Source organism: Metabacillus litoralis, assembly GCF_003667825.1.
In the GTDB taxonomy this organism is placed as follows: domain Bacteria; phylum Bacillota; class Bacilli; order Bacillales; family Bacillaceae; genus Metabacillus; species Metabacillus litoralis_B.
In genome coordinates, this window is the sequence record NZ_CP033043.1 from 4085838 (window position 1) to 4098524 (window position 12687).

A 12687-nucleotide genomic window follows, 5' to 3' on the forward strand; every position below is an offset into this window, starting at 1 on the left:
AAATATATTAGAATATTAAAATTTGAGACTTATGATTTAATAATAACTTTAATCTCATTACCAGTCATAACTGCTTCAAAGCCTTCGCGCCAATTTTCTAATGACACAACTTTTGTAATCATTTTATCAGTTGCAATCTTATTTTCTTCCAATAGCTTCAACGCTAAGTGCCATGAGCTCGGCTTTTGTGAACGAGTTCCCACATATGTTATTTCACGTTGAATGATTGATTCTTGATCTAGCTGATTTAATTTGTTTGCAAAAATACCTACTTGCACAAATGTACCTTTTTTCTTCACAAGCGGTAAGCCTTGATTTAGAGCAGGTACTGCTCCAGAACATTCAAATACTTTGTCAACACCATAACCATCTGTATGTTTCATAACAACATCTGCTAAATCCTCTTCGAGAACATCAACTATTACATCAATACCTAGCGATTTTGCTAATTCTAAGCGTTGTTTATCTTTTGTAATACCAGCTAAAATAACAAACGCACCTTTTGCTTTTATAATTTGACATTGAAGTAAACCAATTGGACCAGGACCAAAAACTAATACTTTATCTCCTTCGTTGATTGTTGTTTTCTCTAATGCAGCATGAGTACAACAAGCTAATGGTTCAGTCAATGCCGCTGCTTCAAAGCTGATGCTATCAGGTAAAACGTGTACACTCTCTTCTCTTGAAACAACAAACTCAGCCATACTCCCGTTTACTTGCGTTCCAATCCCTTTACGTGTAGAACATAAATTATAATCTTTTTCTAAACAATACTCACATTCTCCACATGTTGTAAATGTTGTCTCACTTGTAACTCGATCTCCAACTTTAACCTTTTTTACAGCATCCCCAACTTCTACAACTACTCCTGAGAACTCATGACCTAGAACAACTGGTGTTTTTGAATTTCGATATTCTCCTGTATATGTATGAATATCAGTTCCACAAATTCCTGTATAGGCCACCTTTACCTTTACTAAATCACCTGATACTTCTGGTTCTTGAATGTCCACTAATGACATATTGTCATAACCTGGTTCCGTTTTCATTACTGCTTTCATTTTCTTCACTCCTTGTTAAAACTTTTTTACTTATATTCATAAAGAGCAATAAAATACTCTTATTCACTTTTTTAATAAGTCCAAAATTTGTTGATCAATTTTTTCCATACCTACACCTGTTATGTAAGATGTTGCAACGATAGTAGGTGTTTCATAAACTTTTGGTAATAATGTAGTTGATATAATTAAATCTGCATTAGACTGAAGAGATCCCACCTCGGAAATAGTACACTGGATGAGCTCCGCTCTTATCTTGTTTTCTTTTAAAAGACTCTCTACACGTTGAGCTACAATTGTTGAAGTAGCAATTCCAGCACCACAAGCAACAAGAATAGTAGATATTTTCATTACAATATTCCTTCCTAGTAAAAATACCGTTATTTTGAGTAAGCTTTAATAAGGTTGAACATATCTTCCTTACTATCAAGTTCAATCATCTTTTGAACAACATCATCCATTTCAGCCAGTTTAATGAGTTGTAAGAGAGCGTTTAAATGCTGCTTCTTATCAACGGCTGCAATCACAACCACAAGATGTAATTTGCCATTTTCAGTTTGTATCCCATCTTTGATTTTTAATAAGCTCATCCCTACTGAATTTGCCCCTTCTTCTGGCTTTGCATGTGGAATGGCAATATTCATTCTTAATGAAATATGTGGTAAAAGAGTTGGATACCTTTCTTTCATAGTCGTGATATATGTTTCTTGGATTGCCCCATTTTGTAGTAAAGGCTGCGATGCGATTTCAATTGCTTCTTCCCAACTATTCACAGATTGTTTGGTAACCATCATCTCTGGTGTAATGAAGTCTGATAAAATATAATCTTTTTTTACTTTCACTTCTTTTGTTAATTGTAGAGAGAAGTAGTCTTGAAGTGCTTTTTCTAAAGACTGCTTTTCTTCTATTTTTGCGTATTTCTCAACGATCGAAATAATTTGATCTATGTTCACTACAGACGTATTTAACCCGAATACCCCTTGCATAACACGTTGACGTAATTGAGTTTTTTCAAATTCAGAAATAAACTGATTTACAATAAACAAATGTTTATTTGTCTGCAAGGGAACAGGTGAAAAGACAAGATCAAACTCTAAATCCAACTGTTCAAATTCACGTATAGAGAATGCTTGATAAAAGTAAAACTCTGGAAACAAGTCTCTTAATGTATGTTCCATTAATTGTGATATCGAAACCCCATTTGGACATACAACTATTGCCTTTTTCTTTACCGGAATTGTTTCCCCACTATTAAGTAAATGACCACCAATTAAGATTGTTATATACATAATTTCACTTTCTGGAATATCACAGTCTATATACTCACGAAAGGGTCTGATTGCATCTTTTACAATATAATGAATAGCATCAAACTCATCACTCACTTTTTCTAGCATTGCATAGTTGGTTGTAAGTTGATATTTGATCCGGTAGTATGCAGGCTTCATATGCATGATTAGCCTGTTAAGCAAAGCTTCTCTATTCTTTAATGTAATAGCTGCTTTATATTCAAAAAGCTCTAAACTATCTTCTAACGATTTTCTCAACTGTGGCAATTCTCGATCAGTCAAAAATTGAGTTGAAAATACATTTGATGTTAAAAGTTGCAGTGTTATAAACATTCTTTCTTGTTTAGGAATTGCTGGGCTGTCTTGAATAAGTATTTGTGCAGCTTCATATTCCTTTGTGTCAGAAAGTGCCTCGTGGTCAATATGATAGGCATCTGAAATAATCTGACCCTTTTTTATTCTCTTTAATAGAACTGCAATAATATATGGTAGAAGCTTTATTCGCTCATCAATGAATTTAAGGTGCAAAAGCCTTTCCACTTCTTCTATTTTTGTTTTAAGGTGACGAATTTCACGACTTGATATTTCCCCAAATTGCTGAATATAAAGTTCTCCCTTATAAATATCAAACACATCTCTTAATGTACCAATCAACAACTTGCGTTTATCCCATTCATTTCCAATTATGTCATAACCATATTTTCTTGAATAAACAATCTCTAATTGATAGTCATTGACGAACCTTTGAGCTGCCTTAATATCTCTAAGCGCTGTGTTTTTACTAACTTCTAGTGCAATTGAAAAATGAATTAATGATAATTCTTCTTCACTGCTTAGTAGCATCAAAATAATTAATTGAACTCTTTCTTTTTCAGAAGGAATATACCTAGCAGAAGTAGTATCCTCTTCTTCTTCAGTAAACAGATCAAACAATAATGGGCTAACAATAAACCTACCGCCATTTGTCCTTTTAATTACCGGATAATTATTTTGCTCTAACCAATCATTTATTTTGCTGAAGCTGTAACTTATTTGTCTGCGGGTTAAATTCAACCGGTTTTCTAATTCAGTATTTGTAACTTCCGGATTACTCAACACAGCTTTTAATAGTAGGTTGCTTCTTTCGTCTAAATACATAAGCTGTCACCTCTCTTGCTCATAAATTATTTTATCAGCTAAGTTGGCCTTATTGAATTCGCTTTCATACTCAATCTCTGTTTAAAGATTGTTCAACTTGATGATTATGTATTTAAAGTATGTCCACTAATAGGGAATCTTTTGTGTTTATTAATGAAAAAACCCATAGAGATATTTCCCCTTGTATGAGGGATTAATATTCTTTTACTCTATCTTTCAGAGTGAAAGATGAGTTTATAGTTTACTATTGGAGAATAAATCAAGAGCTTTTCTCTTATGTTTCAGCTTGAAAAAGTGAAGCGAGTATTTTCCGCCTACATTGAACTAGATATATCACCTTATGATTTGTGTAAAAAAATAGCAGTGGTTACCTATAACTGGGTAACTACTGCTATTTTTAAGCTTAATGTAGTTCATATCTTACAAACGCCAACTGCTTACTATCTGGAGACCACGAATTCACATTGATCGTACCCTGACCGCCAAACAGCTTTATCAACAAACTTGACTCTCCACCTGTACTTGACATGATTCTTAACTCAACATCCTTATTAGGAGGATGGTCTCCAGGTTCCACATCTCCTTTTTTATAGGCAAGATAAACTACCTTCTCTCCATCAGGAGAAACATGTGGAAACCAATTATTGCTTTCTTCAAATGTTACTCTCGTTTGTTCACTACCATCTGCATTCATACGCCATATTTGCATCAAACCGGATCGTGTGGAATTAAACCAAATATGCTTTCCATCTGGTGAGTATTCAGGACCATCATCTAAACCAGGCAAATCTGTTAGCTGTTTTTCCTCTCCACCATTAGCAGGAATCGTATAAATGTCGTATTGGCCATTTCTTTCCGCACAATAGGCTAATGTCTTGCCATCAGGTGACCAGCCATGAAGATAAGACGGTGCCATTGGCGTTATGAGAGTTGGAATGCCACCTTTTGTAGGAAGGATGTATATACGTGATTGATGATCCAGGGCAGTGTGGTGGCTGATAGCAATCTGAGATTCATCAGGAGATAAGACATGATCGTTGTTACAGGAGGTTGCAAAGCCTGTTTCTATTAGGCCGTTTTCATGAGTATTTATATCAAAGGAGTAAAGATGACCATCACTGTTATAAATCAGCTTTCCATCACGGGTCCAATTTGGTGCTTCAATTACCTTATGAAAGGATGCTAGTGTCTTCCTTTCACCAGTTTCAATATTGATTATTTCCAGGAAACTTTTCGTTTTTTTCCCTTTGGGTAAACTATATTGTTCATTAGATTGGTCCATGTGGTTTCTCCTAACTACTTGGATTTTTGCCCTTATATATCTTATTGGATTAGATGAGTTCCTATAACTGTTCTACTACAAACTTTTTCTCCTTCTGTACAAGTTCTAACTCTTCCGTTTTTTTCTTTACTTGATCTTCTAATTTATCCAGAACTTCTGTCACTTTATCATACTGCTCCCTTGTTTCATCCAAAGCATCATTAATTTTTCCCTGCACCATAAAGTCTACGATGAATCCATCAAAAAAGAAGTCAGCAAACATCAATAAACTTGAAATATCAACTTCGAGCTTTGCTTCCTCTTGTACATCTAATAATTCTTTTTGAAACTTCCGCATATGTGTTTGAGCATCGTGAAGATAGTCCTCTGCATCATTAATATGCTGATGTTTCACAAAACCAGAAATTGTTCCACCACCCAGCATATCCGCTGTTCCCCAATTACTAGCTTTTTCAAGAGAATTTTCTGCATCCATCAGCGATTCCTTCACAAGTTCACCAGCAGTAATCGCTTCATTTAACTCATCAATATAAGCTCTAAGACTTCCTTCCTGTTCACTCAGCTCCAAAACCTTATCAGCATGTGCTGAATCGCTGCTCTTTATTAAAGTTTCTTTTTGTAATAAAAGTTTCTGGTAATCATTCTCCACATTTGATAGAGGGTGTAGCTTATTCCTTATTTCATTGATTGACTCATCAATATCCGATTTAATTTTTAATACTTCATCTAGCCTATGTTTTGTACCTAGTAGCTCCTTGTTTTCCTTAGAAAGTTTCTCATCCTTTGTACCAGATAATGTTGCAAATAAGTTTGTTAAACTCATTCGTTCTAGCTTATTAACATCTTCTTGGTCAGATTTTAATTGATTGTTTAATTGAGAGATTTTCCCTTCTACTGCTTCTAATTCATTTTGAAAATCCTCAATCTGGATTTTATATTTTTGTTTTTTCCTAAGGTCACCTTTGATCTTGATTAGTTGCTCATTTATATCAGAGAACATGTTCATTCCCCCAGTTTTCTCTGTTTCTATTTCATACGTAAAAAATGGAAAAAGGTTTCAATAGAATATAGACTAGTATCAATTGTTACTTTCAAATGAGAAAAGGTGATTATACTTTATTCTAATAATGGAAATAATGCTTAATGGCTAGCTACAGCATGTCTTTACAACTAGTTAAAATATAGGTGAATTAAAATACTATTAATTTGTAAATACACTTTTAAATAAATTATCAATCTGTTACCCTTGACGTATAATGAATTTTATTTGATAATTTATTTAAAATTAGAGAGATTATAGATAGTATATTTAAGTTATCTATTATCTCAACTACATAGGAGGAAAATAATATGTCATTAATTGGTACTGAAGTAAAACCTTTCGCAGCAAAAGCATTCAAAGATGGCGAGTTCATCGATGTAACAAACGAAGATTTAAAAGGTCAATGGAGCATCTTCTGCTTCTACCCAGCAGATTTCACATTCGTATGCCCAACTGAGCTTGAAGATCTACAAAACGAATATGATAACTTAAAAGCACTTGGTGTTGAAGTATACTCTGTATCTACTGATACTCACTTCACTCACAAAGGCTGGCATGACAGCTCAGAAAAAATCGGTAAAATCAAATATGCGATGATCGGTGATCCATCTCAAGTAATCTCTCGTGGATTCGAAGTATTAAACGAAGAAGAAGGTCTTGCTGATCGTGGTACTTTTATCATTGATCCAGATGGCGTAATCCAAACTGTTGAAATCAATGCAGGTGGAATTGGTCGTGACGCAAGCACGTTAATCAACAAAGTAAAAGCTGCACAATATGTTCGTAACAACCCAGGCGAAGTTTGCCCAGCGAAATGGCAAGAAGGTTCTGAAACACTTAAGCCAAGTCTTGACCTTGTTGGAAAGCTGTAAGGAGTGCAATAAATGGTACTTGATGCAGAGATTAAAGCACAGTTAGAGCAATATCTTCAACTACTAGAAAGTGATATTGTGCTAAAAGTTAGTGCTGGTGATGATAATGTTTCAAGTGACATGATGGAGCTAGTGAATGAGCTAGCTTCCATGTCATCTAAAATTACTGTTGAAAAAGCTGATTTACCAAGAACGCCAAGCTTTAGTGTGAATCGTGTTGGTGAAGATACTGGTGTTACTTTCGCTGGTATTCCTTTAGGACATGAATTCACTTCTTTAGTGTTGGCTCTTTTACAGGTTAGTGGAAGAGCGCCTAAGGTTGATCAAAGCGTGATTGACCAAATTAAAGGCATTACTGGTGAACATCACTTTGAAACATACGTAAGCTTAAGCTGTCACAACTGTCCTGATGTTGTACAAGCTCTAAATATCATGAGTGTTTTAAATCCTAATATCACTCACACAATGATTGATGGTGCAGTTTACAAGGAAGAAGTTGAACGTAAAAACGTTATGGCTGTTCCTGCCGTTTACCTAAACGCAGAATTCTTAAGCGGCGGTCGTATGACGATTGAGGAGATTCTTGCTAAGATCGGTACAGGCCCTGATGCTTCCGAGTTTGAAAACAAAGAACCTTATGATGTTTTAGTTGTTGGAGGCGGCCCTGCTGGTTCAAGTGCGGCAATCTACGCAGCTCGTAAAGGTATTCGTACAGGTATCGTTGCGGAGCGCTTTGGCGGCCAGGTTCTTGATACAATGAGCATTGAGAACTTTATTAGTGTAAAAAGCACTGAAGGTCCTAAGCTAGCGGCAAGTCTTGAAGAGCATGTTAAAGAGTATGGTGTTGATATCATGAATCTTCAACGCGCTAAAAGCATTGAAAAGAAAGATCTTTTCGAGCTTGAGCTTGAAAATGGCGCTATTCTAAAAAGTAAAAGTGTGATTGTATCAACAGGTGCACGCTGGCGTAATGTAGGCGTACCTGGTGAGCAAGAATTTAAAAACAAAGGTGTAGCTTATTGCCCTCACTGTGATGGTCCATTGTTTGAAGGAAAACATGTAGCTGTTATTGGCGGTGGTAATTCTGGTATCGAGGCAGCAATTGACTTAGCAGGTATTGTTAAGCATGTTACTGTACTAGAGTTTAATCCAGAACTAAAGGCTGACGAGGTGCTACAAAATCGCCTGAACAGTCTTCCAAACGTAACAGTACTGAAAAATGTTCAAACGAAGGAAATCACTGGTACAGATAGTGTTAATGGTATTACATATATTGAACGTGATACCAATGAAGAAAAGCACGTTGAATTACAAGGTGTATTCGTTCAAATCGGTCTTGTTCCAAACACTGACTGGTTAGACGGAGTCGTTGAACGTAATCGCATGGGTGAGATCATCGTTAATAAGCATGGCGAAACAACCGTTCCTGGTTTGTTTGCTGCTGGAGATTGTACGGATAGTGCGTATAATCAGATCATTATCTCAATGGGATCTGGAGCTACTGCAGCTTTAGGTGCATTTGATTATTTGATTAGAAATTAATTCAAGTCGCTTTGCATATATTCATCATGCAAAGCGACTTTTTTTAACAAAAAACCCTCTAAGAGATCATAAGTATATAAAAAATTAATTTGTGTCGTGGAGGTATAGAAATTGATAGGCGGAGAAATTCCGGTTAAGGTATATCATTGGTACTTAAGAAGCCGATATAAGCGAATTTATTCCGGTAAAATTCTCTATATATGGCTAAATCTAAAGTTTTGGTTCATATAAACGGAAAAATTCCCCTTATTTCGTAGGGAATGTTAGTATTCCTCAATTTAAGCGTAATTTTTACGTTTATTTTTTTCAAATTTAGTAAAAAACACAACTATGTGTTCAAGATCATGTAAAAAATGCTTGGAGACACAATGTTCCAAGCATTTTCGCTAATCAAATGATCAGTTAATTTAAGTGCGAATAACCCGTGATTTCTAATTTATCCAAAACCGAACCCCGTTAAATTGTTAAAGAGGGGCTTTTTGTTTTTAGCGATAGAAAACTTTATCTACGTTATACTTCGCCTTAAGTTCATTAATAATATAGGTTTCATATATTTCTCTATGTACTGGGTCTTCGACCAAACAAACACTAATCTTCGTTACTTCTTCTCTATGTGATTTAATAGGAGAAACATTATCTTCGAAATGTTTTTTAATTCTTTGTCGTAACTTCCTAGCTTTTCCTACGAATAATAATTCCTTATCATCGTTGTAAAACATAAAAATTCCACCTTTATCTCTGGTAATAAGGTGAAAATCAGTAAATCCATAAATATTACTTAACTCTGGATTTTCCTGTTTCGTAATTGTAACATCAGGTGTTGGAATCGATATTTTGATCACTTACATGACCTCCTTTTCTATATCCTTAAATCCTACCATTATTTTAACACCATTGTTCATAATTTATTTCAAATCATGCTATTTTCTGTTAATCATTCATAATCAAGCCCGGATCATTTTTAATATAAGCATCTCTTCGTTTAAAATAGCGCTTTTTTTGAACAATTTTTGCCAGTGTAATCATAATGACAGAAACAAACAGTGGTACAAATGCATACCACCCTGAAAAAAATATGAGAAAAAGATGAAAGATAGAAAGTAAGAATAATACCGAAATTAACATTAGAAACATCACATTAAAGGCTTGTAGTTCACGAATTCTCGTCCTTGCCTTTCTTTCCACTGTATTTTTTTTCAAATTCACTAGATAGTTCATTTCAATAAGAGTAGTGGAGAAAGGTTCCACAAACCACTTTAAGATTTTATTCATTTGCTATCTCCCCTAAATCTGTTATAAGATCTCTCCTTACTTCTATTGAAAATGGACTTATTAAAAATATAGAGATTACTTAGTTCAATTGTCAGACTTGAATAACAGTCATTATAGACTCCCCAACGAAAAGAGTCTATGGTTGATCATCATAGAATTATGATTGGGCAGTGCAAGAAAAGATGTCTGGGAACGGAAATCAACAGCCTCTTTTCACCTCAAGCCAAAATAAAAAGACTGTAGACAAGCTCGTTTATTATCGAGTTTATCTACAGTCTCCTTTTACTTTTCCGCTTCTATTCAGTTACTACCCCATCCGGATTTTGATAAAGTGATTGTACCTCATCCGCTGTAATAGCCAATCCATCATAAACTCGAACTTCATCCATGAGCCCTTTAAAAGGAGTATCCCAATAGTTAACACCTAAACCAAATACTGCGTCTATTGAATTAAATACATTTGGGAAATTTCCTCCGGAGAATTTTGCTTCTCCATTGATATAAAGTACAGCATTTCCTTCATTAACAGTAAAAGCAAGGTGACTCCACTTGCCTACTGGAATGGTTGTATCTGTTGGGGCATCATACCATTGATCACCGTTGTGTGCCCAAACCATTGTATTACCCCAACTTGTTTTTGGAACAACACTAATCCAATTATTTGATGTTTCCGCTCCAAAGAAAGAAGTTGTAAACTCAGTAATTTGCTCAGGCTTTAACCACAAGGATACAGAATAAGTATCACCTGTAATTAACCCATCACCTAAGCGCAGGCCGGAGTTTCCATCAAATTTTGCAGCTTTACCCGCAACACCTTCAGCAAAAGTAATTTGTCCGCCACGATTATCTAATCGATTTCCAGTAATAGATGCATCTCGGTTATTAACTGTTTGATCATTCAAATTATCATTAAAATTGTAATAACCGGATAAGCCACCTTCTTCTTCTGCAAGAACTGTTACAGAGATCGTTAAAGTATCTGTAGCATCACCAGATTCGATAGTCGCAGTTAAATCTACAATTGCATCTTCAGAATCAGAGCTTGGACGTGTTACGACTCCATCTGCAGTGATCATCTCAGGATTAGACGATTCCCAAGTGATTTTTGCTCCTCTTGTTGCTTCTGTTGCTAGTGATAAATTGCTGATAACTGTTGTAGGCAAACTTGTACTTAATTCTTGTTTGATCGCTTCAACTAATTCTTCATCTGTAGAAGCCACGGAATAACTTCCCCAAATCACAACTCCTTCATCAGACATTGCACTAAATGTCATTACCCAGCTTTGTGAAGTAGGATCATATTGACGGATAAATACGCCATCATACGTACCTTCTCCATCGATCTTTAATTCTGCTCTGTACTTACCATATAGCTTCCATTTTCCTGTTACTGCACCAGTGATCTTGCCATTTTTATTCAATTTAATCCAGCTTGACTCAGTTAATTCACTAGTGATTTCTTTTCCATGATTAATATATTTATAGTCACCAATTACATCTTGTCTAGTAACCTTTTCAATTGTTTCTCCAGCATAGCGATAAGGTGTTGGCACTGGCCATTTATCTTTATTTTTGAATGTTTGATGTACACGAACCTCATGCATCTCCCCTTGTTGCGGGAAGCGAGTATGAGTAACGATAAATTCTTTTCCTAACTCTTTATCGATTAAATAAGAGTTATGTCCTGGAGAAAGATAACCTGTACCGATTCCAGTACCTGCTTCACCAAGATCTCTTTTAAATAAAAAGTTTCCAATCATTTTATTTCCAATATCTTTATGATCATCATTTCCCGGGAAGTTTCCTACTCCCAGATCAAATGATTCAGAAAAAACAGCTTGATTTCCTTTGGCATCAACATATGGTCCATCTGGATTTTTTGATCTAAACTGTCTCATTTGATAACCACCATCTGACGCTAAGCCGCCATATGTGATGTATAAGTAGTAATAGCCTGTTTCCTTATCATGTACAGCATACGTTCCTTCAGCAGACCTTCCATAGCCAGAAGCTATTTTAGTACCAAAATATCGATCAATCATTCTTCCGTCTTTTGTTTTTCCATCCTTACCAGGATACTTTGGCAAGCCTGTTTTTTTATCTAATTCCAAAATAAATGTCCCACCAGACCAAGATCCGTAGGTCATGTATAGCTTGCCATTTTCTCCTTCAAGGATATTGGCATCAATCGCATTCGTATATAGCTTATTATTGTACGTACCAGTTTCTGTAAACCAATCTGGATTTACTTCGTCAATGGTACCATCTTTAATAAGATCAGAAAGATTTGTATTCTCCCAATGCTTATTTACATCACTGTTTTGGTCGTAAGCATCCACATTGGTAAAACCGGAATACATAATCGTATCAACATATTCAAATGGACCTTCAATATCTTTTGATACGGCTATTCCGATTGCTGATCGAATATAAGTGGAAGACACACTATAATACATCATGTAGGCACCCTTTGAACCATCTTCATTTATATAGTGTTTATTCCAATAAATATCAGGAGCCCAAACTGCAAAGCCACCACGGCTGTCTGAATCATTTTCTCCTGCCCATTGAAATGACTCCTTAAGATTTGCTGACAAATCTCCATACACTGCATTATTCGGGGTTGTATAACCATTCGTAAAATTATCCCAATTAATTAAATCTGTTGATTTTGCTGCATCAATATGCGAGCCATACACGTAGTAAGTACCCGTTTTCGGATCTTTAATGATAGACGGATCATGTACTGAAGCATTTCTAAATTCTAATGGTTCTGTATTGCTTTCTTTTTCATATCCGAGGGTACTACTTGGTATCACTAATAATAAAAATAGAAACACAGATAAAAATCTTTTAAGATTGCCTTTCACTTTTTCTCCTCCTTTGTTATCCATACAAAGCTTAACATTCATTTGTAAGTGTAAAATTTAGTATAGACATATACCGCATCACAAACCATGCGTACAAGTTATACCACTAAAGCTAACCATTTAACCTGACAACACCTCCAAGACTTACATATTTGTACTTACAACTTAGTATATAAAACGCTTACATATCTAACAATAATACTATTCTACTAATTCTACCTATTTTCTTTTCTAAGATTTTCAGGGAATATTTACTGTTACCTGACAAACGATACAAATTTTACTTAATTGTAATAATGTATGAAATCGTACAAAGTCCTTTA

Annotated in this window: 10 protein-coding genes; 2 read left to right on the forward strand and 8 right to left on the reverse strand. The window is 35.2% G+C overall.

The window, feature by feature from the left end:
* Positions 1 to 29 precede the first annotated feature (29 nt).
* The 5 genes from D9842_RS19900 to D9842_RS19920 all read right to left on the reverse strand — a co-directional run bounded on the left by D9842_RS19900 (position 30) and on the right by D9842_RS19920 (position 5766).
* The gene (locus D9842_RS19900) at positions 30 to 1061 is read right to left on the reverse strand and encodes a zinc-binding dehydrogenase (RefSeq protein ID WP_121664034.1); all 1032 of its coding nucleotides are present in this window, start codon (positions 1059 to 1061) and stop codon (positions 30 to 32) included.
* A 63-nt stretch (positions 1062 to 1124) separates the two neighbouring features.
* The gene (locus tag D9842_RS19905; protein ID WP_121664035.1) at positions 1125 to 1409 is read right to left on the reverse strand and encodes a PTS sugar transporter subunit IIB; all 285 of its coding nucleotides are present in this window, start codon (positions 1407 to 1409) and stop codon (positions 1125 to 1127) included.
* A 29-nt stretch (positions 1410 to 1438) separates the two neighbouring features.
* Complete coding sequence (locus D9842_RS19910; protein ID WP_121664036.1) at positions 1439 to 3484, reverse strand: BglG family transcription antiterminator; 2046 nt, start codon at positions 3482 to 3484, stop codon at positions 1439 to 1441.
* Positions 3485 to 3887: 403 nt separating this feature from the next.
* Complete coding sequence (locus D9842_RS19915) at positions 3888 to 4766, reverse strand: TolB family protein (RefSeq protein ID WP_121664037.1); 879 nt, start codon at positions 4764 to 4766, stop codon at positions 3888 to 3890.
* Positions 4767 to 4827: 61 nt separating this feature from the next.
* Positions 4828 to 5766: a hypothetical protein gene (locus D9842_RS19920; protein WP_121664038.1), complete on the reverse strand. Its 939-nt coding sequence runs from the start codon at positions 5764 to 5766 to the stop codon at positions 4828 to 4830.
* 350 nt (positions 5767 to 6116) lie between these two features.
* Between D9842_RS19920 and ahpC the strand changes: the two genes are divergently transcribed.
* Both ahpC and ahpF read left to right on the forward strand, forming a co-directional pair.
* Complete coding sequence (ahpC, locus tag D9842_RS19925) at positions 6117 to 6680, forward strand: alkyl hydroperoxide reductase subunit C (protein WP_121664039.1); 564 nt, start codon at positions 6117 to 6119, stop codon at positions 6678 to 6680.
* A 12-nt stretch (positions 6681 to 6692) separates the two neighbouring features.
* Positions 6693 to 8222, forward strand: coding sequence for an alkyl hydroperoxide reductase subunit F (ahpF, locus tag D9842_RS19930; RefSeq protein ID WP_121664040.1), 1530 nt, complete (start codon positions 6693 to 6695; stop codon positions 8220 to 8222).
* A gap of 485 nt (positions 8223 to 8707) precedes the next feature.
* On the opposite strand, the gene D9842_RS19935 is transcribed toward ahpF, so the two are convergent.
* From D9842_RS19935 to D9842_RS19945, 3 genes are all read right to left on the reverse strand, one after another.
* Positions 8708 to 9064, reverse strand: coding sequence for a nucleotide excision repair endonuclease (locus D9842_RS19935; RefSeq protein WP_121664041.1), 357 nt, complete (start codon positions 9062 to 9064; stop codon positions 8708 to 8710).
* An 88-nt stretch (positions 9065 to 9152) separates the two neighbouring features.
* The gene (locus tag D9842_RS19940; protein ID WP_121664042.1) at positions 9153 to 9494 is read right to left on the reverse strand and encodes a hypothetical protein; all 342 of its coding nucleotides are present in this window, start codon (positions 9492 to 9494) and stop codon (positions 9153 to 9155) included.
* Positions 9495 to 9790: 296 nt separating this feature from the next.
* On the reverse strand, positions 9791 to 12364 hold the full coding sequence (locus D9842_RS19945; RefSeq protein WP_257535929.1) for a lipocalin-like domain-containing protein: 2574 nt from the start codon (positions 12362 to 12364) through the stop codon (positions 9791 to 9793).
* Positions 12365 to 12687 lie beyond the last annotated feature (323 nt).